The organism is Sphingomonas arantia, assembly GCF_042682045.1.
Classification (GTDB): domain Bacteria; phylum Pseudomonadota; class Alphaproteobacteria; order Sphingomonadales; family Sphingomonadaceae; genus Sphingomonas_R; species Sphingomonas_R arantia.
Map to the genome: position 1 here is coordinate 25,978 of NZ_JBHUGS010000002.1, position 22,915 is coordinate 48,892.

General features: G+C 66.2%; 18 protein-coding genes. 8 read left to right on the forward strand and 10 right to left on the reverse strand.

The window, feature by feature from the left end:
• Positions 1-29 precede the first annotated feature (29 nt).
• The 7 genes from ACFSGX_RS05935 to ACFSGX_RS05965 form a co-directional block, all read right to left on the reverse strand.
• Positions 30-1,829, reverse strand: a complete 1,800-nt coding sequence (locus ACFSGX_RS05935) for an OFA family MFS transporter (RefSeq protein WP_380928299.1) — start codon at positions 1,827-1,829, stop codon at positions 30-32.
• 112 nt (positions 1,830-1,941) lie between these two features.
• The gene (locus ACFSGX_RS05940; RefSeq protein WP_380928301.1) at positions 1,942-2,277 is read right to left on the reverse strand and encodes a TfoX/Sxy family protein; all 336 of its coding nucleotides are present in this window, start codon (positions 2,275-2,277) and stop codon (positions 1,942-1,944) included.
• A 173-nt stretch (positions 2,278-2,450) separates the two neighbouring features.
• A complete protein-coding gene (locus ACFSGX_RS05945; RefSeq protein ID WP_380928302.1) occupies positions 2,451-2,951 on the reverse strand; it encodes a Rid family hydrolase in 501 nt (166 codons plus the stop codon).
• Positions 2,952-3,015: 64 nt separating this feature from the next.
• A complete protein-coding gene (locus ACFSGX_RS05950) occupies positions 3,016-5,583 on the reverse strand; it encodes a TonB-dependent receptor plug domain-containing protein (RefSeq protein ID WP_380928303.1) in 2,568 nt (855 codons plus the stop codon).
• A gap of 251 nt (positions 5,584-5,834) precedes the next feature.
• Complete coding sequence (locus tag ACFSGX_RS05955; protein WP_380928305.1) at positions 5,835-7,373, reverse strand: flavin monoamine oxidase family protein; 1,539 nt, start codon at positions 7,371-7,373, stop codon at positions 5,835-5,837.
• A 439-nt stretch (positions 7,374-7,812) separates the two neighbouring features.
• Positions 7,813-9,282, reverse strand: a complete 1,470-nt coding sequence (locus ACFSGX_RS05960; protein WP_380928306.1) for a nitrilase-related carbon-nitrogen hydrolase — start codon at positions 9,280-9,282, stop codon at positions 7,813-7,815.
• 274 nt (positions 9,283-9,556) lie between these two features.
• Positions 9,557-9,691, reverse strand: a complete 135-nt coding sequence (locus tag ACFSGX_RS05965) for a hypothetical protein (RefSeq protein ID WP_380928308.1) — start codon at positions 9,689-9,691, stop codon at positions 9,557-9,559.
• A gap of 120 nt (positions 9,692-9,811) precedes the next feature.
• Between ACFSGX_RS05965 and ACFSGX_RS05970 the strand changes: the two genes are divergently transcribed.
• The 3 genes from ACFSGX_RS05970 (at position 9,812) to ACFSGX_RS05980 (ending at position 11,230) form a co-directional block, all read left to right on the forward strand.
• Entirely contained in the window at positions 9,812-10,084 is a 273-nt protein-coding gene (locus ACFSGX_RS05970) for a PadR family transcriptional regulator (protein ID WP_380928309.1), read from the forward strand.
• Complete coding sequence (locus ACFSGX_RS05975; protein ID WP_380928311.1) at positions 10,081-10,722, forward strand: hypothetical protein; 642 nt, start codon at positions 10,081-10,083, stop codon at positions 10,720-10,722. Before ACFSGX_RS05970 ends, ACFSGX_RS05975 begins: the two co-directional genes overlap by 4 nt.
• Before the next feature lie 118 nt (positions 10,723-10,840).
• On the forward strand, positions 10,841-11,230 hold the full coding sequence (locus ACFSGX_RS05980; RefSeq protein ID WP_380928313.1) for a hypothetical protein: 390 nt from the start codon (positions 10,841-10,843) through the stop codon (positions 11,228-11,230).
• A gap of 371 nt (positions 11,231-11,601) precedes the next feature.
• Here ACFSGX_RS05980 and ACFSGX_RS05985 read toward each other — a convergent pair whose 3' ends face one another.
• Positions 11,602-13,689: a TonB-dependent siderophore receptor gene (locus ACFSGX_RS05985; RefSeq protein WP_380928315.1), complete on the reverse strand. Its 2,088-nt coding sequence runs from the start codon at positions 13,687-13,689 to the stop codon at positions 11,602-11,604.
• 526 nt (positions 13,690-14,215) lie between these two features.
• On the opposite strand from ACFSGX_RS05985, the gene ACFSGX_RS05990 reads away from it, so the two are divergent.
• Positions 14,216-14,632 (forward strand): hypothetical protein, encoded by a 417-nt coding sequence (locus ACFSGX_RS05990; protein ID WP_380928317.1) that lies wholly within the window; start codon positions 14,216-14,218, stop codon positions 14,630-14,632.
• Between the two features lie 32 nt (positions 14,633-14,664).
• Here ACFSGX_RS05990 and ACFSGX_RS05995 read toward each other — a convergent pair whose 3' ends face one another.
• Both ACFSGX_RS05995 and ACFSGX_RS06000 read right to left on the reverse strand, forming a co-directional pair.
• Positions 14,665-15,801: a sensor histidine kinase gene (locus ACFSGX_RS05995; RefSeq protein WP_380928318.1), complete on the reverse strand. Its 1,137-nt coding sequence runs from the start codon at positions 15,799-15,801 to the stop codon at positions 14,665-14,667.
• A gap of 22 nt (positions 15,802-15,823) precedes the next feature.
• The gene (locus tag ACFSGX_RS06000) at positions 15,824-17,122 is read right to left on the reverse strand and encodes a sigma-54-dependent transcriptional regulator (RefSeq protein ID WP_380928320.1); all 1,299 of its coding nucleotides are present in this window, start codon (positions 17,120-17,122) and stop codon (positions 15,824-15,826) included.
• Positions 17,123-17,172: 50 nt separating this feature from the next.
• On the opposite strand from ACFSGX_RS06000, the gene ACFSGX_RS06005 reads away from it, so the two are divergent.
• From ACFSGX_RS06005 to ACFSGX_RS06020, 4 genes are read left to right on the forward strand one after another with little or no spacing between them, the layout of a single operon-like run.
• Complete coding sequence (locus ACFSGX_RS06005) at positions 17,173-18,456, forward strand: efflux RND transporter periplasmic adaptor subunit (protein WP_380928322.1); 1,284 nt, start codon at positions 17,173-17,175, stop codon at positions 18,454-18,456.
• Between the two features lie 11 nt (positions 18,457-18,467).
• Positions 18,468-19,148, forward strand: a complete 681-nt coding sequence (locus tag ACFSGX_RS06010; protein WP_380928324.1) for an ABC transporter ATP-binding protein — start codon at positions 18,468-18,470, stop codon at positions 19,146-19,148.
• 14 nt (positions 19,149-19,162) lie between these two features.
• Positions 19,163-21,586 carry an FtsX-like permease family protein gene (locus tag ACFSGX_RS06015; RefSeq protein WP_380928326.1) on the forward strand — a complete coding sequence of 808 codons (2,424 nt, stop codon included), beginning with the start codon at positions 19,163-19,165 and terminating at the stop codon, positions 21,584-21,586.
• Positions 21,579-22,823, forward strand: coding sequence for a TolC family outer membrane protein (locus tag ACFSGX_RS06020; RefSeq protein ID WP_380928328.1), 1,245 nt, complete (start codon positions 21,579-21,581; stop codon positions 22,821-22,823). Before ACFSGX_RS06015 ends, ACFSGX_RS06020 begins: the two co-directional genes overlap by 8 nt.
• Positions 22,824-22,915 lie beyond the last annotated feature (92 nt).

The following is a 22,915-nucleotide window of genomic DNA, read 5'->3' on the forward strand; positions in this document are numbered from 1 at the left end:
ATTATCTCAAGCCTGACAGATACAATCTTCTACCAAGTGGCAAAAAGGGCGGAGGCCTTTGTCGCAGTTGTCCACAGGCCCCAGAGCAGGGGCAGTCCGACCGCGGCCCAGGCGAGCAGGACGGCCAGGCCGCTTCGTCCTGGTGTTACCGCGACGCCTTGGGCGCTCACATCTGCGCCGGCGGAATCACTTGAGACCGGGTCCGGGGTGTCGACCCGCAACCGGGCGGCGACGGGCCTGACGAACATATTTGCAACGAACCCTAAAACAAGAAGACCCGCCAAGACCAGGAATATCGGGGGATAGATCGACGCGCGCGGGGCACCCTCCGCGACGCGGGCGTCCCGCATCGTGGTCACGATCAACGGGCCGAGGACGCCCGCCACCGACCAGGCCGTCAACAACCGACCGTGGATTGCGCCGACGAACCGCGTGCCGAAGGTATCGGCGAGGTAGGCCGGAACAGTCGCAAATCCGCCGCCGTACATCGATGCGATGAGGGCAAAGCTGAGCACGAAGACGGGCAGGGCCGCGTTGCCGGCCGACCAGGGCGCCATCGTTCCATACAGCACCGCCCCCAGCGCGAGCATGATCGCATAAGTGGATTTCCGCCCGAGCCGATCGGAGATCGACGCCCAGAAGAAGCGTCCTCCAATATTGAACAGGCTGATCAACCCGACAAAGCCGGCACCGACTGCGGCGGCAGCGGCCTTCTGGGCGTCATCGAATTGAAGAAACGCCAGGTCCGGCTGGCTTATCAACCGGCCGGCGAAAATCTCCTGAACCATGGGTGAGGCGATGCCGATGATGCCGATCGATGCCGAGACGTTCAGCAGCAATACGGTCCAGATCAGCCAGAATTGCGGTGTCCGGTGGGCGTCCTTGAGATCGACATAGGTCCCGGTGCTCATCGCCGCTCGCGGCGGAGCGGTCCAACCGATCGGCGTCCAGTCCGCAGGCGGGACGCGATAGCCGAACGCACCCGCGAGCATGGCCACGAGGTAGATCGCCGCGAGAACCAGCATGGTTTGCCAAACGCCGACCCCCGCTGCACTTGCAAAATGCTTCATGAGCAGATCGGCAAGGGGCGACCCGACCAAGGCACCACCGCCAAAGCCCATGATCGCCATGCCTGTGGCCATGCCCCGTTTGTCCGGAAACCATTTGATGAGCGTCGAGACCGGCGAAATATACCCGATGCCCAAACCGATTCCGCCAATGAGCCCGGCGCCGAGCCACAGGAGCCACAGTTGGTGGATCGACACCCCGACCGCGCCGATCGCCATTCCGCCCGCCCAGCAACACGCAGCGACCACGCCAGCCTTGCGCGGGCCGACACGTTCGAGCCAGCCGCCCCAGACTGCGGCAGACACGCCGAGAACGACGAAGAAGAGGCTGTACGTCCATGTCAGGTCGCTGACGCGCCAATCGCACGTCGTCGTCGTCATCGCCTGGAGCAACGTCAAGTTCTGGCAGACGATCGGGTTGGTGACGCCGACTGCGCGAGACAGCGGCAGCCAGAATACACTGAACCCGTATGCCATCCCGATGCACAGATGGATCGCAAGCGCGCAGGGGGGGATCAGCCAGCGTTGATAATCGACAGGCGCGATCGTTCTGTTCCGCGCCAACAAGCCACCGCGTTCACTGTGCATAAGTTCCCAAACCCAGACTTTGAGCGACATGCGATGGTGTCGCCTCCGCCAGGAGGAGACTGGCACACACGGCGTCTTCGGCAAAGCGATGCGATCATCGGCGTTGCGAAAGTTTTGATCCGTCGTCGCGCCTGCGGGTGTGAAGGCGGCGATATGGTCGCTCGACAATTCCAAGTCTGCCAGGTCGCTGACACCTCCGGCCGTGGATCCACAGGGACGGGATTGGTCCTCCGCGGTCCGGCCGTGTGCTGCCGGACCGCGGAGGATAACTCCATCGATCGGGCGCCTACGCGCCTGGTTTCAGTTTCCGGGGTTTGGGCATCGGCAGGTCTGCCGCAGTGAAGCGCAGCAGGTCACTCAGCCATTCGGCATCGTCCCAGCGATCGGCCTTGATCAGCAGGTGCAGCTTGGCCGCTGGATATGGAGACGCCTCCGATACCGGCTCGGCATGGAGCCGACCGGATGCCGTCGATTTCACATAAAGCTGATCGTCGCAGATCGACCCGATCATCTTGCCACCGACGTAGACGCCGTACTCCCCGAACATCGGCTTCGTCGACACCGCGCCGGCGCCGGTCGTCTGTTCGAGCAGGTAATCGACCGTGCGTCGCTGCGTTGCCATATGCCGAACCTAACAGACGTGCGTCGTAGCGGGCAATGGACCGACCATCGCCCGTGTCGCCAACCGCAATGAACGAGCATCCGCCTTCGGGAACATCAAGCTGCCGCGGGTGACCGGTTATGAGGCTTCACGATCGGAAAAGGCTTTGACCTCGCAGATGCCGCATATGCCTTTTACTTGGCCGCAGTCGCCTCGATCTCGACCAGATATTGGGGTGCTGCCAATGCGGCGACCTGGACCGTGGAGCGGGCAACGGTGGTCGGGTTTTCCGGCGTCCCGAAATAGAGTTTGAAGGCATCGTTCATTCCGGCGAAATCCATTTTGCCGCCCAGCTTGGGATCACCGGCGACGAAGACGGTCAGTTTGATGACGTCCGCCATGCGAAAGCCCTGGGCCGCGAGCAGCGCTTTGATCTTTTCGAACACGCTGATCGTCTGGGTCCGCGTATCGCCATATTGCGCGATCGTCGCCGGCGTGCCGGCCGGCGGCGGGGCGCCGATCGGTGCTGCGAGTTGTCCGGAAAGATACAGCATCTTCGCGCCGGCGGGGACGGTCACGCCCTGCAGGATGAGGCCGGGCGGGGTCGCCGTATGGCGGACGATCGCCGGTGCCGCGGATGCACCGCCCGACCAGGTCGCCAGCCCGATGCCCATGGCGATAACCGCCCCGGTCACCGACCGGCGGCCGATCCGGGCAGATCGACCACGCGACGGGGCGTTCGCGGACTGATGCGGGAATTCAGAATGCGAAGTTGATGCGTGCATAATAATAGCCTCCGTTGATGCCATAGGGGCTGAACGTCAGCGGCGCGTCAAGCACGTTGCCGCCGTTGACCAGCGTGAAATTGGTGGTGCCGGGGACCAGCGCGACCGTACCGGGCCGCTTGTCGAAGAGGTTGTTCGCGCCGGCGGACAGCTCGATAGCCTTGGTGATCTTGTAGTTCAGCTCGATGTCGGTGATCGCGGCCGTCCCGATGGTCTGCTTGTAGAAGGTGCCGCCATCGGGGCTCGCGAGCGACGAACTCTTGCCGTACACCGTTTCACGCAACGTCGCGGAGAACGGCCCGACGGTGTAGAAGGCCGATCCGACGACCTTGACCAACGGCGAGGCGCTTTCCAAATTGGCGATCGTCGATGCGTTGAACAGCGGCACCGCAGCACTGGTCCCGGTCGTATCGGTGAGGACCGGGCCGCTGTCGATCCGGATCGCCTTGGTCTTGTTGTAGTTCCCGGCGAGCGTCCAGTTGATCCGGCCCGCATCGCCCAGATCCGTCATATAGCTGGCGACGATATCGACGCCACGGGTGCGCGTCGTGGCGCCATTGGCGAAGACGCTGATCCCGGTCTGCGTCACGGTGGGGTCCAGGACGTTGCCGTTGGCGACCACCGCATCGCGCACCAGCGGGAAGTTGCGCGATCCGCCCGCGCTGTACAACGTGCCCGTGCCCAGGATGCGATCGCGGATCCGGACCTGATAGGCGTCGATCGTCACGGTCAGGCGGCTCATCGGACGGATCACGGTACCGACGCTGAAGTTCGTCGATTTCTCCGGTTGCAGATTGTCGAAGCCGAGGATCTTGGCGGCGGCCGAATTGGCTGGAAGCTGGACGATCGCCGCGGTCGGCGAGACGTTCGTCGCCGAGTAATAGCTTTCGGCAAGGGTGGGTGCCCGGAATCCGGTGGCCACCGTGCCGCGCAGCGCAAACATGTCTGAGAAATCGTAGCGGGCGGTGCCCTTGTAGTTCGTCGTCCCGCCGAAATCGGAATAATGCTCGTAACGCGCGGCGGCATCGAGTTTCAGCCCCTCGACCGGCGATGCGGCGACGTCGAGGTACACGGCTTCGTTGTTGCGGCTGTTCGTCGCGGCGTCGCTCGGGCGGAAGCCGGGGAAGGATTGCGCGCCTTCCTTGTAGTAGGAGGTCGGGTCGCCGGCCCCGATCTGGTAGCGGTTGCGGCGATGTTCGTAACCGAATGCGATGTTCAGCGGAGCCGCCATGCCGACGTCGAACCCGCGGCTGAAATCGGCATTGTAGGTCAGTTCGCTTGCCCGGAAGAAGCCGTCGTAGAACTGCGTCGGGGTGACGCCGGTATCGATGTAGAGCGACGCGTTTGCGGTATCGATCGTGTAGATCTGATTCTTGTCTTCCCCGTAGGTCGCGCTGAGGTCGGTCCGGAACCCGGCAAGTTCGGTGCGCAGACCGGCGGTCACGGCATAGTCGTTTTCGCGGATTTTCTCACGCGGGCTGAACCCGTTGGGCGGGTTGTCGCCGTCCGGATCGAAGATGGTCGTGCCGGGTGCGCCGAGCACGCCGGCGGTGCCCAGCACCGCCGAACGGATGATCCGGTCCGGCCGCCGCAGATTCTCGTACGCGCTGGCGATGCGGCGGCTGTAGGTGCCGAAGCTGTAGAACTGCGCCGGCCCCAGATCATATTGCATGTTGTACTGGGCATTGGTCAGGTGCGACCGGGCATCGCCGTTGATCCGGTTGACGTACGGAAAGCCGGGAATGTTCGCATAAAGCGCGCGCTGTGCGGCGGTGAGCGTCGTGCGCAGATTTCCGTCGGTATCGGTCACGTTGCGGTCCAGCCCGCCGACCTGCGTAAAATCATGGAAGCGGTGGAACACGGTCACGTTCAGGAAGCCATCCTCGCCCAGCTTCGTGCCGAGGTTAACCGTGCCGGCATAGGTGCGCCCGCCCGTGTTGTAGTGTTCGCCGGCGGTGGCATAGCCGCTGGCACCTTCGGCGTCGTCCTTCAGGATGATGTTGATGACGCCCGCGATCGCATCCGATCCATATTGCGCGGCGGCACCGTCCTCCAGCACCTCGATCCGCTTGATCGAGCTGGGGGAGATCAGGTCGAGGTCCGCGGTCGCCGCCCCCTGATAGGGGCCGCCCAGAACCGCGAGGTTCGAGGTGCCGTGCCGACGCTTGCCGTTGATGAGCACCAGCGTGTGATTGGGGCTGAGCCCGCGAAGTCGCGCGGAGAGCGTCAGGTTCGCGGTATCGCCACCGAACGCCTGCGCGGTGAAGGACGGTACGAGTTGCGTCAGAACTTGGTTCAGGTTGGGCTGGCCGACATGCTCCAGCATCTCCGCACCGAGGACCTTGATGGGTGCCGCACTTTCCGCGGCGGTCATGCCTGCCACGCGGGTGCCGGTCACGATGATGCCGTCGTCCTCGGTCGGCTGCATGTCCGCCGCCGGGACTTCCAGCATCGCGAGCTCCTGTGCGGAGGCTGCGGACTGACCGACGACCGCCAGCGCAGACGCCAGCGCGATACGCGATATGCAAGTAAAGTGTGTCATGGATTGCCCCCTTTACGGAAGCCGTCCAGAACATCACCTCCCATGGCCCAGCGATCATTGTCGCATGAACCTTATGCCCCAGTTTGAATAATGTTTAAGGGTGATTCGATTTGGTAAATCACTGGATCAAGACTGTTTGATAAAGTACTAGGCTGCAAGCAAAATTGATCAGCGATTGCTAAATATTTGTGCTGTAGCGTCTTGGTTCACGCATGGTGGTTCGACGCGGTCGACGACGTCCTGTGTGCCGGTCAGGCGGCACGATCGGTGCGGGCTCGCGGCTCCGTCAACGCCTGCGCCGCGACACGGCGGAGCAGCGCCGAGACCTGGATCTGCGCTGACTGGATGCCGCCTTCCTGCCAACCGGGTGTCTGGCTGAGCGCCGCACCTGCGAAGTAGACCCGGCCGTCGGCAAGCTGGAACGCGCGGAACGCTTCGGTGTCGATATGGCCTTCCTGATGGCCGTTCGCGCTGCCGGCCTTCCAATCGGGCCAGGGACCGAGGCTGAACGGTACCTTGTGCCAGTTGACCGCGATCCCGTTTGTCAGGTCCTTGCCATGGCCGGGATGCAGACGTTCGATCACGTCGCGCGAAAAGGCGATCTGTTCCGCGATCGGGCGGCGCTCGAACTCGGCCGCCTTCGCCCCCGATGCGTAGCAGCCGAGCAGCATCCCGCGTTCGGAATGCAGGCCGGCCGAGGGATACCAGACCAGCGACGTCGGCCCGCCGACGAACGATATGCCGCCATAGATCTGGTCGCGTTCCCAAAATCGCGGGGCTTCGAACGCGACCTTGTTCGAATGGTCGTACACGACACCCGCAATGGCTTTCTTCACGCGCGGGCTGAAATCGGTGTCGATCTTCGCGAGGACGGGGAAGGGGATCGTGCAGATCATGTAGTCCGCCGCGACCGTTTCCTCCACGCCGCTCGCCGTATCGCGGTAGATCACCGACACGCCGCGGGCGGTATGACGGATCCGCGTCACGACCGCGCCGCGGATCGCCGGGTGCCGCAGGTTGCGATCGAAGCCGGCGTGGATCTGGTCCATGCCGCCGACCGGTTCGAACATCGTCGCCTGCATGTACAGATTGTCTTCGAACAGGGTCATCGGCAGTTGCTGGTTGGCCAGCAACTGGTCGATCGGCATCGCGCTGCCGGGTGCAGCGAACGTCACCCCGGCCCCGGGCGCGGTGCCGAAGCCGGACCGTTCCGTGCCCTTGAACGTCATATCCTGACCAAGATCGCCGTAGGATTTGAGGAACGGCATGAGCCTTTCGCGGTCCGCAACGGTGATCGACTGGTCCAGCGCGCCCTGATTGATCGCCTTGGCCAGCAGCTCCGCAATATGCCCGCGCATGTCGTTGACGGCGGTGCGCATCCGGATCCGGCGGCCGTCGTCACCCATCACATAGGCGGACCGGCTGGAATTGATCTCGACCTCCAGCGGGACGCCGAATTTCTTGGCATAGCCGATCAGGCCCTGGTGAAAGCTCGGGATGCGGGCCGGGCCGGCGTTGAAATAGATGCCATCGGAAAAGCGCGCGGTCTGCGTCGCCTCGCCGTTCATCTCGATCTTGTCGCCATCGCGAACCGTCCAGGCGCGACCTCCCACCCTGTCGCGCGCCTCCAGCAGGGTGACCAGGAAACCGGCCTGTTCGAGCTCATATGCAGCGGTCAATCCCGCGATCCCGGCGCCGAGCACCACAACATGCTTGCCGCGCCCTGCGGTCGGCGTGGCGCCCGTCACCCCCTGCGCGCGGGCGATGCCCGTCAGTCCAAGAGCCTGCATGGCGCAGAATGTGGCGCCATATCCTCCCAACATCCCGATACGACCAAGTAACGCCCTGCGTGTAACCATGTCGATCCCCCCGAACGAGCACCGATCGCGCATATGTCCACGACATGCGCGACACGACGGGACATTGCTGCCACCGGCCCTTCAGGATCATACTCTCCGATTTGCACATCGCTGATGGAGAAGGCAGCAGGCTGCCTGTCGCCCATCAGCCTCGAATGATTTCGTTTCTTGTTTGTAGATGTGCAACTGGTCTGCCGGAAGATGATCCGGAAACCGAGTGCAGCGCAACAGAAAAACGCATAAATCGTAACGCGCGTGAAATTTTGTTTTGGCCGGGCGACTTGTCGTCAGGCGTTCCCGATCACCCGCCGAGAACATCTGGGGCTGGTCGCCTGGTTCGACCGCTCGCCCGATGGTTCCCGGTCGACGATCAGGAATTGGAAATGCGGTCGAGTTCCCGAAACCCATTGCGGGCGACTTGTTTCGAGAACCTGCCCGTGCGGAAAGCCAGCAGAATGGCCCATACAAGGGCACACACCCAGCCGAACACGTCACCGAACAACGCGTAATATGTCGCGTCACCGGGGTCCGCAGGTGCCCGCGCAAGCAAGGTGCCCATGGTGGAGTCGCTTCGACGCTCGGCGATTACACGGCCGTAGCGGTCACTTACGAAGCTGATGCCGTGACGCGCTGCACGAGCGATGGACGATCCGCTCTCGACACCACGAAGGACCGTCATGCGGGCCGTCAGCCAGTCGTCCACGTCGAAGTCGTTTGCCGGCACGAGCATGAGCCGGGCATCCTTGCGAGCATAGTCGCGGCCCAATGTTGGGAAATGCATATCCTTGCAGATTGCGACGCCGATCCCGGTGGTGGGGTCGCGCAGTACGACAGGGCTGGTGCCCGGGGTTATTCCCGCTTCGACACCGGGAACCAGATATTGCTTGAGGTACCAACGGTAGCTCCCGTCCGGTTGGGCGATCAGCGCACGGTTGGTAAGCCGCCCTGCCTCATCGACGATAATGCCGACCACGATCGTGGACCGATGCTGCATCGCATGGGCCGCCAGTGAACGGCCGGCTTGTTCGGCAGCGGCGGCCGGGAGCCGCACGACGGCCTCGGGCAGAAGCACGATCGTGTCCGGCCCGATCACTCGTGTGATCTCTCGGCCGTAAGATTTCCAGAACGCATCCCACCGACGAGGCTGGGTCCGGATTCCGTCCGTCGCGATCAGGGCAAGCTTCGCTCCCGGTGCCGTCGTCGCGTGGTGCAGACGCATGACCCCGAAGAGCAGGCAGGCGCCGACCGCTGCGGCGGCAAGGACGGACGTCGCTCGCAAACCACGCCGGTCCACGTCCGGCGTGCGGGCAAGAAGCACGCCGAGCAGGCTGCCGGCAAGCAGGACGACAAAGGTGACGGCTGGAACGCCACCGAGGCTTGCGACCTGAATGACGGGCAGCGCGTTCATCTGACTATACGCGATACTCCCGGCGCTGCCGTGCGGCGAAAAGTGGATCAGGAGCGTGTCGATCGCCGCCCAGGTGACCGGAACAGCGAGCACGGCTGGAAGGAACGACCTTCTTTCCGCAAAGGTGACCGCGAGGCGGATCGCGCTTGACCAAGCTACGGTTACAAGCGCCAGGATCAGGAGCGCAGCGAGCCAGCCGCCAACTGTCAGGTGGTAGGAGAAGCTGCTGATCCCCCCGATCACGCCGGTCAGCAAGGAGAGCCGGCGTCGCGACGCGACGGGCGCACGCAGGGTCGCGACGATCACAGGGGCGGGTGCCAACCATGCCGCCCACCAGAAGGGGTGCATGGCGTAGCTCATCGCGAGCAGCCCCCCTGAGAGAGCCGCAAGGCCATAGTGGCCAAGCGCCACGCGTCTGATCCCCGGCATCATTCCCCCTCGATGCAGTGGATCATATCGTTCGGGCGGGCCGCTGCAACTTGCATGAGTGACCTTCCCAATTGGGATGACGTAGCGGGAAAGCGGTGGACCAGCGCGCTACCCGACGGTGTATAGCTTTTGGACGATCCCCTCTGGTTCCCGGTAGGTCCGGAAGCCCATCGCCTCATAGTAGCGTAAGCCGGAGGGATTACGTACGCCAGTCTGTTCAGAACCGATGAATACCGGCCTCGCATCGAGTAATCGGCCCGATCTCGTCACCGAACGCCTATGCCGGCGGCGTCCTGACGATCGCGACGTGGACGCCATTGCGGGGGGCCGATTGGATCACGCCAACGCCGATCAGCATGATCGACAACAGCCGGTCGGTGTAACGGCTTCGGTCGGTAGCAGCCTGGGTCAAGATGAACTGGTCCGTCTCCGGCGCACGGTAGTTCGTCGACTGGGAGGCTGTAGGTTGACGGATAGGCCGATTTGCGTCGAGTGAGTGGGGATGCGCCGTAATCGCCGACCGTCGAAGCAAATGTTGGTCCTTCTGACCGCGCTCTCTGCGCGGACCCAGACATGGCGCCATGGCTACGACCTGATGAAGGAAACCGGGCTGCAGTCGGGTACGCTGTACCCGCTCCTCATGCGCATGACAGACCAAGGCCTTGTCGAGGCCGAATGGCGGGAGCCGGAACGACCCGGTCGCCCGCCACGCCACGCCTATCGCCTTACCGCGTCGGGTATCGCCCTCGCGAACACGGCAACGTCAGCCCAGCCTCTCTCGTCCGTCACGGTAGCGATCGCGTGACGGCTGTCCTGTCCCGTGCGGTGATGTCCCTGGCCAACAGATGTCTTGGCCCCGATCGCCGGGAATGGGGCATGGCCATGCAGGCGGAGTTCGACGCGGCGGTCGAAGATGGAAAGCCGTTCGTCTTCGCGATCGGTTGCCTGTTTGCTGCCTGGCGCGAAATGGCGAAGCAGGACGACGGGCGTCTGACGCTCGTGAATTACGCGCTCTCGGTCGGGCTTCTGATCCCAATGGCGGCTCTACAGTTCCACCAGGCGGTGCGGGTCTTGATCTCCCTGGAACACGGGCCGTCCCGCGACATGTTGGATGCTGGCATCGGGCAAAATCCCTATCTGACGTGGTCCCAGAACAGCGCCATGCCGGTCTTGCTTGTCATGTGGCTGTTGCCTGCTGTGGCGCACCTCGGTCTCGCCTGGGTCCTTGTTGAAAGGGACTGGCCACGCGTGGTGAAGTTCGGTGCCATCATCGGGGCGGCGATGATGACGTTGTGGCTGTTCACGGCCGTGCTGATGCTCGATCTGTCGCCCCTGGGTGCGCAAATGACGAGGCTGATCGTCGAGCTTGCGGGCGTTCTCGGAATTGCCCGGTGGCATGCGCGTATCGTTTCAAATGCCTCGCCCGAACAGCTTGCCCGGTAACCGCGAGCCCCGTTTCCAGTGCAGCAAGCGACCAACCGCCCACCCCGGCGATCACCTTGACTGTTAAATCTACATATGTCGTTATGCGCCTCTAAGGATCCTGAAGGGGGGAGCGAAGATGTGGCGCAAGATCATTCCGGGCGTCGTTGCGGCCGGGACTGCAGTGTACCTCGGCTTCCTCATCGTCCCGCACGGGCCCGCTGTGAAAGCCGGCGAAAACGGCACATTCTCGAATGACTGTTGCGGCACCTTCGAGCTTTCCGATGGCAAGATGATATTGAACGGGGAGACAAGCGTTCGCTACACGGTCGCTGCCGATGCGAACGGACCCTATATTCTGCCACGCATCGATGTGGGGACTATGCCTGATCATGGGTTCGCCGTGGATGGGTCGCGTTCAGTGCGGAAGCTGCGCCTCGACAGACTACCCGGCCCGACCCGCATCACACTTTACGAGGGCATCATCCCCTATGTTTTCACGCGGAAGGCGCCGCGTCGTCGCGAGTAAGTCGGCGGGTCTTGGCATCTGGACCACAACAAAATGTAATCGTCGCTGATGCCGGGCGGATCGTATTCATTTACCGGCCGAACGCACCCGATCGAGTAAGTGCCACTCGTTAGCGACGCAATGAACCGCTTATTGGGGTTTTCCTCGCGCGGGCATCGCCTTCACTGCGTCGAGTAGGCCCACAGGCAGCGGTTGTTGCGCACGCACATTCGACAGGGGCCGGAGTGCGCGCGATTGCCGGGATCATGCCTTGGCCAGAGCATAGTCCTGAACCAGCACTTTCTCCAGTACGTCCCATGCCCCGGCGATCTTGCGGATCATGGGAAAAGGTACACGCCGAGGGCAGATGGTCGCGACACGACCGGGGCGTTCTAGAGTTCTAACGACGCCGACATCCGGACCGTGCGGGCGGCGCCCACATAGAGGGTCGTGCCGCCCGTCGCCCAGTATCGCCGGTCGGTCAGATTGTCTCCGTTCACGCGCAGGGTCAGCGTCCGGCCGTCATCGAGGGGGAGGCGGTAGCTCGCGCCGGCGCTGTAGGTGACGAAACCGGGCAGGCGCGCCAGATTGGCCGTGTCGGCGAAGCGGGCGCCAGTGTAGTAGGTGCCGGCATTGACCGCGAAACGATCCCAACCGGATGGGCGATACTGGACGAATGCCGAGCCCGACCAGCGGGGCGCGTTGAGCACGCGCCGGCCGTCGAGCGCGGCGGAACCGGTCCGCTTCTGCACCGCGTCGAGATACTGCCCGGTCAGCGCGACGTCGAAACCGTGCCCGATCGCGCCAAGGATCGATCCCTCGATACCGCGGTGATTGGCGCGTCCGTTGGCGACATAGACGTTGGCTGCATCGGTGTAGGCAAGTGCGCGATCGATATCGAACCATGACAGCGAGGCGGTGACACCGAGGAGCTTCGCCCGCGCGCCGATTTCCCACTGGCGACTGCGGGCGGGGCCCAGCGTTTCGCCGACATTGGCCGTCCCGTCCGGTGCGACGCCGGCGCTTTCGAGGCCCTCGATGTATGAGGCATAGAGGCTGGTCGTAGCGGTCGGATGCAGGATCAGCGCGGCGGTGGGCGTGGCGGCGTGAACCGTATAGTCGGCGTCGCCTGCCTGCGTCCGGTAGCTGACGCCGCGCACGCCGGCGACGATGTCGATGTCTTTGCCGAGCGACATGACGTCCATGACATAGGCGCCCGTATCGGTGACTGTATTGCCCGCATTGACGGTGCGGGTGGCGGGCACGAGGCTCGCCAGGTCGATCGCGACCGGATCGTACAGGTTCTGCGCGAGGGGCGAATAGCGCACTTGCCGCTGATCGCGCCGATATTGCCGCGTCGTGGCCACACCGATCAGGAGATCGTGGTCGACCGGCCCCGTCATGAAGCCCCCCGCCAACTCGGCCCTGACGTAGCGGTTCTGCCAGAACTGATCCGGCGTTCCGGTAAGCGTGAGGCGTCCCGCGCCGGTGGCGAGGTCGATGGTGCCGAGCGTGGCGATAAGCCGGTCGCGGTACGCGTTCGCGATGCCGCCTTCGACCCGGGCCGACCAGCCCGGTGCGAACCGGTAGTCGACGCGGGCGACGGCGTTCAGCCCCTGCGTCGTGAAGGGTGCGCCGTCGGGCGCGTAGCGTTGGCGCGGCGAGGGGACGGCCGGCAGGGTGATGACGCCGCGCACCGCCGCGGGCAGCGTGATGCCACCCGGCTCTTCACCCTTGCGACGATAATATTCGACATCGGCCTGGACCGTCAGATGATCGCCCGCGGTCCAGTCGAATGCACCGCTCAGGACCTGCCGGTCGCCGCCGACGCCGTCGGTGGTCGATCGCGTCCGCGCGGAAAAAGCGTTCAGACGCACGCCGAACTGGCGTTCGTTGCCGAAGCGCCGGCCGATATCGACGCCGCCGCCGAAGCCACCCTCGCTGTCGCCGATGCCGTAGGCGGCCGTCACGTTCCGGGGGCCGGCCCGCTTGGTGACGAGATTAACGACGCCGGACGGGGTAGCGATGCCGTAGTAGAGCGCGGACGCTCCCTTCAACAGTTCCACCCGTTCCTTGTCTTCCAGTGGCATCGGCGCGAAGTTGACGATCGGCAGGCCGCCGTTCAGGCGATAATTGGTCTGGGCATCGATCGCGATCCCGCGCGCCAGGAAGGTGTTGCTGTTGAACGGGCTGGTCGTCTGCTGGGTCACGCCCGGCGTGTTGCGCAGCGCATCGTCGAGGCCAAGCGCGCCCTGGTCGTTCAGGAGGGAGCGGTTGACGACGTTGACCGTCGCGGGGGTATCGAGCACGCCGCGATTGCGGAAGCTGCCCACCTGGACGGTATCGACATCGTAGCCGGATGCCGCGCCCGTCACCACGATCTCCTCGTCGAGCGGGCGTTCGCGAGGCGAGGCCCGTTGTTCCGAGGTGGCCGACGCGACGCTGCCGGCCGCGGCGGCGGCGAGCATGAAAGAGAGCATGGGAACCCTTCGCTAGACTGTGTCGCGACTGCGGCTAGTTCGTTTGCGACTGACTATCAATAGCAGAATGGGGGATTGGAGTTGGTTGTATCCTTGGCGCGTCTCCAGCGGCTGTGGCGTTTGGCGCGGCAGACTGGCCGAGCGGTGCGCGCAGCCGCGCTTCCTGACCGAGACTTATGCGTGTTTGCGGCCTGTTTCCGATCGATCGCTTTAACGGCTGGGGTCGGGATTATGATGACCCGAGTTTCTTGAATGCATCCAGGATCCTGTGTCGATCCCCGCTGGCGGTGCCGAACTGATACCGGAAGACCGCTTGGGCAAAGGGCCCAGCATCGTTTTCGCGCTGGTCGCCTGATATCGCCGGGGGATCCGGCATCGCGTCGAATGGACAGCACGCGGCTTTTCATGTCTATCGTCGTCGACCCCAGAAAGGTGTTTCGGCCGTTGGCCAGACATGCGCAGAAGCACGTCGGACGGGTGCGAACTTGACGAACGCGCTGCGGGCGCGGCCACCTGAGAGACGACGATGGATGAATTTGCGCGCATGATGAATATGGAGGGTGTGCGGCCCCTCGATCAGCCGAAGGAAAAGGCACGCCGGCCGGTCAGGCAGCCCCCCGTGCAAGACGTCGTGGCACCGCCCGAGCCAAGGCCGAGTGGCCACGCCTGGGTCACCGGTCCGCGCGCGCGCATCGCACTCGAGACCGCGCTGGAGCGTCTTGCCAGCGAGATCCGCGATGGACGGCGCGGCTGGGCCACCGGCATTCGTCAGGATGGCACGACTGTCACCCTGCCGGCTGCGTCGGGCGCCGCGTCGCTGCTCGGTATGGCAGACCGGCAATCGCTACGCCTGATGATCGTTGGCGGCGATGGCTGGACCTTCGTCATGCATCCGATGATGGGCGTCGCGACGCTCGACGAGGATCCTGTCGGCTCCGAATGAAGGAGCGGCCGATGCGCTGCTCGAACGGTCAGTCAGAGCGGCACGGAAAGGTCGAATGTCGTCGGGCGACCGGCGCGCAGAATGACGTCCCCGCCATGGCCCTGGGCGACCTGGCGCGCGGCGGCCAGCCCGATGCCGTTGCCGTCGGCCTTGGTGGTGAAGAAGGGCAGGAAGATCGATGCGCGGTGGACGGCGTCGACGCCGGGACCATCGTCGGCGACGTGAAAGGTCAGGCGATCGGTCGATGCCGTCGCGGACAGCCGGACAAGGGGCGGTGGATCGCTCGCAAGCGCCGCTTCGACGCCGTTGTTGAGCAACGCGAGCATCGCCTGCACGATCTGGCCGCGATCGAGCGGTGCGATCAGATCGCCCGGATCGGCGATGTCCAGCCTTGCGCCACCCTGCCACTGGGCGTCGAACAGCCGGGCGAGGTCCGCGAACAGGTCCGCGACGGGAACGGGGGCGAGTGTCGGTTCGGGCAGGCGGGCGACCTGGCGATAGGCTTCGCTGAAGCGGCGCAGGCCATCGGCGCGGCGCGCGAGCGTCCCGAGGATTTCGGGAAGCAGCCGGTCGCGCCGCTCGGGCACCGCCATGACCGCGAGCGCGGTTTCGGCCAGCGAGGCGATCGGCGCCATCGCGTTCATCACTTCATGGCCCAGCACCCGCAACAGGTCACGCGTGGCGCGCGCCTCGGCGGCATGTTCCGCGGCCTCGACGTCGATCAGCGCGACCAGCGTACGCGGCGCTGCGCTGCCCTGGACCGCGACGCGATCGATCCGCCAGCTTCGACCATCATGGCGGAGGCGGGCCACGTCGTCCGACAGGAGCGCGGCCGGTGCGGGAAGAACCAGATCGTCCGTGGCGAACAGCGATCGCGCGGCGCGATTGAGTGCGCGGACGCGGGTTCCCTCGACCGCCAGCAACGCGCCAGGCGCCTGGTCGAGCAGCATCCGCAGCATGACCCCTTCTTCCTCGCGGTCCTCGTCTCCGGCGGCGGGCGCGACGATCGCGGCATTGCGTGGTTCGCTGGCGTTCCACCACAGCAGCGTCGTCAGCCAGACTGCCGACAGGCTGGCGAACAGCGTCGTGCCGTAGAAGCCGTGGCGCAGCGCCCAGACGATCACCGCGCCCGCCGCGATCAGTCCCGCGGCGGCAGCGATCGCGCCCAAGCCACGCGGATCGAGCGCCCGGTTAGAGACCATGGCGGGTCATGCGACGATACAGGGCCTGCCGGCTGAGCCCGAGGGCGGCGGCGGCGTGGCTGACATTGTGATGATGCTGGCGCAGTGCCGCCTCGATCATCACGCGTTCCGATGCGGAGAGCGACACGTCGAGCGGCGCGGCCGGATCGGGGGAGGCGGTGCCGATCGTGCGGACCAGTGCGGGCGCCAGCGCACCCGCATCGATGACGCCATCATCGTCGAGCAACACCGCGCGCTCGACCGCCTGGGCGAGACCGCGGACTTCGTCGGTCCAGCGGGTCGACAGGATCAGCCCTTCGGCCGACGCGGTGAAGGGCGGGACCGGCTTCCCGTGGCGTTCGGCCGCGACGCGGGTAAAATGGCGGGCGAGCAGCAGCGCGTCCTCACCACGCGCGGCGAGGGGCGGCAGCGGCAGGACGATCGTGCCGAGCCGGACGCGCAGACGGGGAGACAGCCGTGCCGCGTCCCCGACGATGCCGATCGTCCGCACCGCGTCCGGCAACCGATCGAGCAGGCGCAGCTGCGCGCCGGTTTCGAGCAGGTCGGGATCGCGCAAGATCAGCGTGGCGGTCGCGCCGTCGATCCGCGACCAGCCGGCCGGGTCGCCGAGATCGACGATCGTTGCCGGTCCGTCGGCATGGGACGAGCCGTCGTGGATCAGCGTGGCGACGAGGCTCCGCCCGCTGCCCGGCGGGCCCTCCACCAGCACGTTCGCCGCGGTCGGCGCGATCCGGCGGATCAGATCGCGCGCGGCCACAATGGGCGGACTGTCGCCAAGCAGACGGTGCGGGGCGGGGACGAAGGCGGCCGGATCGGTGACAGGACGCGCGCGCTTGGCGATGGCCGCCCCGACGCGGGCGATGAGGTCGGCGTTGCGCCACGGCTTCATCACGAAGTCGAGCGCCCCCGCCTGCATCGCGGCGACCGCGATGCGGATGCCGCTGTGCGCAGTGATGACGACCACCGCCGCGGCGGGATCATCCGCGACGATCCGTGCGAGGCAGGCGAAACCCTCCGCACCGCTGGTCTGGCCCTGCGTGAAATTGAGATCGAGCAGGATCGCATTGTAGCGCCGCTGCGCCAGCATCGAGAAGGCGTCCTCCGGCCCAGTCGCGACATCGATCGCATGACCCGCGCAGTCGAACGCCAGCGCGATCGCGCGGGCGACCTCCGGATTGTCGTCGACAAGTAGAATCGTCGCCCGGCTTGACGTGTCATTTCCTGTCCGATCCCGGACAGCCTGTCCGGGGCCGGACAGTGCGGATGCTGTGGTGTTCGGCTTAGTCATTGAAATTGGGCCTTTTCGGCATTTCGGCAGTCCTGCGCGACACTGTCCACATGATGACCGAACAGCCCGTACACGCAACCACCCCTGCCGGCGCCGGCATGGACCGCCGGGTGGCGAAAAAGGTGACGCCCTGGTGGCGGCGCCGGGTGGTGCTGATCGCCGTCGTGGTGGCGATCGCGGGCCTTGCGCTGTGGCGTTTCCTGCCGTCGAGCGGATCGACCGACATCGCATTGGCCGATATCGAGATCGGTGCGGTCGCCCGCGCGCCGTTTGCCGATTACCTGCCCGTGCGGGCCACCGTTGCACCGCGCGTGACCACGCTGGTCGGCGTGCTGTCGGGGGGGCAGGTCGAGACGCTGCTGGTCCAGGACGGCGCGATGGTCGTCGCGGGCCAGCCGCTCGCCACGCTTGCCAACCCCACGCTGAAGCTCGACGTGCTGACGCGCGAGGCGCAGATCGCCGGGCAGCTGGGCGACGTGTCGGGACAGGATCTGGGGATCGAGCGCAACCGGCTGGACCGCGCCGGCCAGATCGCGCAGGCGAATTACGACCTGATCAAGGCCCGCCGCGAACTCGGCATCCGCGAGCAGCTTCACGATCAAGGCTTCGTTTCGGACGCGGGCGTGAAGAGTTTTGCGGAAGAGACCGCGTATCAGCAGAAGCGTCTGGCGCAGCTGCAGTCGGGCGGTGCGGCGGAAGCACGGATCACCGCGACGCAGGCCGCGCGGCTGGCCGATACGCGCGGGCGGCTGTCGGGGAACCTTGCCGCGGTGCGCGCCGGGCTCGACGCGCTGACCGTGCGCGCCCCGACCGGCGGGCGGTTGACGAACTTCACGATCCAGCCGGGGCAGACGCTGAAGCCCGGCGATCCGGCGGGGCAGGTCGACAGCGAGGGATCGTGGAAGCTGGAGGCGGATGTCGACGAATATTATCTCGGTCGCGTGGCGGTGGGGCAGCGCGCCACCGCGGACGGCGCCCGGGTGACGGTCAGCAAGGTGCTGCCGGCGGTCAAGGACGGTCGTTTCCGGGTCGAGCTGACGTTCGACGGTGCGGCGCGCGGTGGCCTCAACCGCGGCCAGACGATCGATATCCGCATCACGCTTGGCAGCACCGCGCCCGCACTGGTGGCACCGGTCGGCGGCTGGCTGGAGGCGGGCGGCGGCGCGTCGGCCTTCGTCCTCGACGCCGACGGCCGCCATGCGCGTCGCCGGGCGGTGAAGGTCGGTCGCCGCAACCCCGAGCAGGTCGAGATTCTGTCCGGCCTCACGTCCGGCGAGCGCATCGTCAATTCCAACACCGCGTCCGTGAAGGGCGACATCCTCAACCTCCGCTGAAGGGCTATGCCATGATCCGCTTAGAGAATATCCAGCGTCGCTACGTTTCCGACGAGGTCGAGACCACGGCGCTCCACGACATCGACCTGCACGTCGCCGCCGGCGAGTTCGTCGCGATCATGGGGCCGTCCGGTTGCGGCAAGTCGACGCTGCTCAACACGCTCGGCACCGTCGACCGCCCGACGGGGGGCCGGTATCTGTTCGGCGATCGCGACCTGGCGGCGCTCGACGAGGCGGCGCTGGCGCGCTTCCGCGGACAGACGCTGGGTTTCGTGTTTCAGAGCTTCAACCTGATCGACGAATTGACGATCGCCGAGAATGTCGAGCTTGGCCTGGCGTATCGCAAGGACAAGGCGGGCGACCGCCGCACGCGGGTCGCCGCGGCGATGGACAAGGTCGGCATCGCCCACCGTGCGCGCCATTATCCGCACCAGCTGTCGGGCGGTCAGCAGCAGCGCGCCGCCATCGCCCGCGCGATCGTCGGCGACCCCAAGCTGATCCTGGCGGACGAGCCGACCGGCAACCTCGACACCGAAAATGGCGCGCAGGTGATGAACATCCTGACCGGTCTGAACCAGGAGGGGGCGACGATCGTCATGGTCACCCACTCGCCCAGCCACGCGGACATCGCGCGGCGCCGGATCGACATGCTCGACGGACGCATCGTCGCCTCCGTCGCCCGCGCCATTTGACGGGAGGACCGATCATGAACCGCTTCGCCCTGCTGACGCTCTACCGCTCGCTGACCCGTCACAAGCTCTACGCCGCACTCAACATCGGCGGGCTGGCGGTGGGGATCGCCGTGTTCCTCGTCCTGGCGCTCTATGTCCGGTTCGAAACCAGTTACGAGAAGTGGCTGCCGCGCCATGACGGCATCTACACCGTGCAGACGGTGTGGAACCTGCCGGAAAGTCCGTTCAACGGCGCCTTTCCCTGGACGATGGGCGGGCTGCTCGATCAGATGCGGGAGGATTTTCCCGGCACGGTCGGGACGCGGTTCCGCGGCGGGGAGGGGTCTGGCAGCGTCTTGCGCGGCGGGATCGCGGTGAGCGAAGACGTGGCGCAGGTCGATCCGTCCTTCTTCGCGGTGTTCGACCTGCCGATGGCGCGCGGCAACGGGCGCGGCGCGTTCCGCACCCCGACGAACGCGATCATCAGCGAGAGCGCGGCGCGAAAGTATTTCGGGTCGAGCGACCCGATCGGCCAGACCCTGACGATCGCGGTGGACAGCGCCGAGACCTACCGCGTCGTCGGCGTGTTCCGCGACGTGCCCAAGAACAGCGACCTCAAATTCTCGATCCTGATCCCCCTGCCGCGGACGCCGCCGTCGGAGAACTGGTTCAACTGGGGAAGCACGTCGGTTCAGACATTCCTGCGCTTCGACACACGGGCCGCGGCGCGGCAGTTCGAACAGAAGCTCGGGGCCTTCGTCGACCGCCGCGGCCTGAAGGAGCTGGGTGAGGACGCGTCGAAAACGCAGCAGCTGGAGCTTCTGCCGATCGACCAGATGCATCTCGAACCCCAGGGCCAGCAGAGCGCCAGTCGCAAGATGACGGTCGTCACGCTCGGCATCGTCGGGCTGCTGACCCTGCTGATCGCGATCATCAATTATGTGAACCTCGCCACCGCCCGCGCCGGGCTGCGCGCGCGCGAGGTGGCGATGCGCAAGGTGCTGGGTGCCGACCGACGCGCGCTGATCAGCCAGTTTCTGGGCGAGGCCATCCTGACCGTCGCCATCGCGGCCATCATCGGCCTGATGCTAGCGGAACTCAGCCTGCCGCTCGTCAATGCAGCCGGCGGATTGTCGATGACGATCCCCTACGCGCTGGTCGCCCCCGCGCTGGTCGTGCTGGTGCTGCTCGTCGGCATCGCCGCCGGCTCGTATCCGGCGATATTGCTGTCACGGTTTCCCGCGGCCGCGGTGCTTGCGTCGGCCCGCGCACCGGGGGGTGGCCGTGCGGGCACCCGCATCCGCGAAGCGCTCGTGGTGTTCCAGTTCGGTCTCGCCATCGCCTTCACCATCGGCACCACCGTGCTGGTCGCGCAGACCCGGTACGTTCGCCAGACCGATCTTGGGTTCAACCGGCAGGGATTGCTGGTGGTCCGCTCGCTGGGCGACAGTCTGATCGATCCTGCACAGAAGCGCGCCGTCGTCGCAGCGATCCGCGCGCTTCCCGGCGTCAGCGACATCGCGGTCGGCAACAGTGCGGTGGGCGGCAGCGGCGAGAACAGCAGTGACAACGTGCCATTGCCCGGGGTGGCCGGCCCCGGCCCATCATTGCGCTGGATCGTCGTCGGTCCGCGCTTCTTCGCTGTCTATGGCAGCCGGCTGCTCGCCGGGCGGCTGTTTGACGACGCGCACGGGGCGGACGATGCGAAGCAGGTCGCGAAAGGCGCAGCACGCAACATCGTCATCAACCGCCGTGCGATCTCGACGCTCGGCTTCCGTTCCGCACAGGATGCGGTCGGCAAGACGGTGGGGGGCGAGCGGCCACGGACGATCATCGGCGTGATCGACGACATGCGCTTCTTCAACCCGCGCGAACCCAACAGCGCGACCTACTACCTCCATTATCGTCAACCCGAGGAGGAGAGCGCACCGGTGGCGTCCATCCGCTACGCCGGCGATCCGCGTGCCGTTCTGGCGGCGGTGCGCGGCGTGTGGCAGCGCATGGTGCCGCAGGTGCCGTTCAACGGCGACACCGCCGACACCCGGCTGAACACGTTCTACGAGGCCGACGACCGCGCGACGCGGCTGTTCGCGATCGGCGCGGGGCTGGCGGTGCTGATCGGCTGCGTCGGGCTGTGGGGGCTGGCGTCGTTCAACACCGCGCGGCGGATCAAGGAGATTGGCATCCGCAAGACGCTGGGCGCCTCGTCCAGCGACATCGTGAAGCTGCTCGTCGGGCAGTTCCTGCGGCCCGTGCTGATCGCCAACCTCGTCGCGTGGCCGCTCGCGTTCGTCGCGATGCGGACCTGGCTTGCCGGGTTCGAGGACCGGATCGCGCTGTCGCCGCTCTACTTCCTGGCGGCGAGCGCCGTCGCGATCGTCATCGCGGTGTTGACCGTGCTGGCCCAGTCGCTGCGCGCCAGCCGCGCCGCCCCGGCCTGGGCACTGCGCCATGAATAGGTGGCTCGTCGGTGCCGCGGCGCTGGTGCTCGCGACGCCAGCCTGCGGAGAGACGCTGCACGATGCGGTCGCGGCGGCCTATGCGACCAACCCGGAACTCGCCGCCGCGCGTGCCCGGCAGGACGCGTTGGGCGAGGCGCCCGAACAGGCCCGCGTCATCGGCCGACCGACGGTCGATGCCGGGGGCGATGCGGGCTACGACCGGTTCAACTCCGGTCGCACGGGCACGGCGAGCATCGGCGCGACGCTGCCCATCTGGACCGGAGGCCGGGCGTCGTCGGCGGTGCGCGCCGCGAACAGCGACGTGGCGGCGGGAGCGGAGGGGCTACGGAATATCGAGGCTGCGATCCTCGAGCGCGTCGTCGGCGCCTATGCGGACCTGCTCTACAATCAGCAGGCGGTGGAGGTGGCGCGGGTGGGGATCGAGCGGCTCGATGCGCAGGTCGCGGAGGCGCGGTCGCGCTTCGGCCTCGGCCAAGCCACCCGCACCGACGTCGCGCAGCTGGAGGCCCAACGCGCGAGCGTCGTCGCCAACCTTGCCGACGCGGAAGGCGCGCTTGCGACCGTGGCCGCGACGTATCGCGCGATCGTCGGGCAGGCGGCCGGCGCGCTTTCCGCCGAGGTTCCACCCCCCGCGGCGTTGCCCGCGACGCTGGATGCAGCGCGCGATGAGGCGCAGGCGGCAAATCCGCTTCTGCTCCAGCAGCGCCGCGTGGCCGATGCCGCGGCGGCGCGGATCGACCGCGAGCGCGCCGAACGCGCGCCGTTCGTGTCGCTGAACGGCGCCTATGGCTATGGCGGACGGATCGCCGATGACCGCATTCGCGGCTATGAGGCTGCGGCCTCGGCCGGGCTGGCGCTGCGCGTGCCGCTGCTGACCGGTGGGCTGGTCCCATCGCGGGTCAGGCAGGCGACGGCGACATACCGCGCCGAACGCTTTCAGACCGACGCCGCCGCGCGGGAAGCGACGCGCGCGGCGGATGCCGCCTGGGCGACGCTGGCGGCTGCGCGTGCGCGGCTGGCGGCGAACGCGGAGGGGCTTGTGGCGGCCGACCTCGCGCTCAAGGGCGTGCGCGCCGAATATAGCTTCGACCTGCGATCGACGATCGATATCCTGGTGGCCGACCAGAGCTTCCGCGCCGCGCAGCTCGCCGTCGCGCGGAACCGAAGCGATGTGCTGATCGCGCAGGCGGCGCTGCTGCGGGCGACGGGGCGGCTGACGGGGAGTGTTTATTAGCCGCGACATGACGACAGACTGCCTCCGATCGATCGGTCCGACCGCTGTTGACGGTGCGGCGCGGTCGCCGATAACGGGGGTCGACGAAAAGC

Excerpts from the sequence above, each read along its gene's own strand:
- ACFSGX_RS05940 (WP_380928301.1), bottom strand. The coding sequence starts at position 2,277 with ATGGCAACGCAGCGACGCACGGTCGATTACCTGCTCGAACAGACGACC.
- ACFSGX_RS05950 (WP_380928303.1), bottom strand. The coding sequence starts at position 5,583 with ATGACACACTTTACTTGCATATCGCGTATCGCGCTGGCGTCTGCGCTG.
- ACFSGX_RS05955 (WP_380928305.1), bottom strand. The coding sequence starts at position 7,373 with ATGCAGGCTCTTGGACTGACGGGCATCGCCCGCGCGCAGGGGGTGACG.
- ACFSGX_RS05960 (WP_380928306.1), bottom strand. The coding sequence starts at position 9,282 with ATGATGCCGGGGATCAGACGCGTGGCGCTTGGCCACTATGGCCTTGCG.
- ACFSGX_RS05970 (WP_380928309.1), top strand. The coding sequence starts at position 9,812 with ATGTTGGTCCTTCTGACCGCGCTCTCTGCGCGGACCCAGACATGGCGC.
- ACFSGX_RS05980 (WP_380928313.1), top strand. The coding sequence starts at position 10,841 with ATGTGGCGCAAGATCATTCCGGGCGTCGTTGCGGCCGGGACTGCAGTG.
- ACFSGX_RS05985 (WP_380928315.1), bottom strand. The coding sequence starts at position 13,689 with ATGCTCTCTTTCATGCTCGCCGCCGCCGCGGCCGGCAGCGTCGCGTCG.
- ACFSGX_RS05990 (WP_380928317.1), top strand. The coding sequence starts at position 14,216 with ATGGATGAATTTGCGCGCATGATGAATATGGAGGGTGTGCGGCCCCTC.
- ACFSGX_RS06000 (WP_380928320.1), bottom strand. The coding sequence starts at position 17,122 with ATGACTAAGCCGAACACCACAGCATCCGCACTGTCCGGCCCCGGACAG.
- ACFSGX_RS06005 (WP_380928322.1), top strand. The coding sequence starts at position 17,173 with ATGATGACCGAACAGCCCGTACACGCAACCACCCCTGCCGGCGCCGGC.
- ACFSGX_RS06010 (WP_380928324.1), top strand. The coding sequence starts at position 18,468 with ATGATCCGCTTAGAGAATATCCAGCGTCGCTACGTTTCCGACGAGGTC.
- ACFSGX_RS06015 (WP_380928326.1), top strand. The coding sequence starts at position 19,163 with ATGAACCGCTTCGCCCTGCTGACGCTCTACCGCTCGCTGACCCGTCAC.
- ACFSGX_RS06020 (WP_380928328.1), top strand. The coding sequence starts at position 21,579 with ATGAATAGGTGGCTCGTCGGTGCCGCGGCGCTGGTGCTCGCGACGCCA.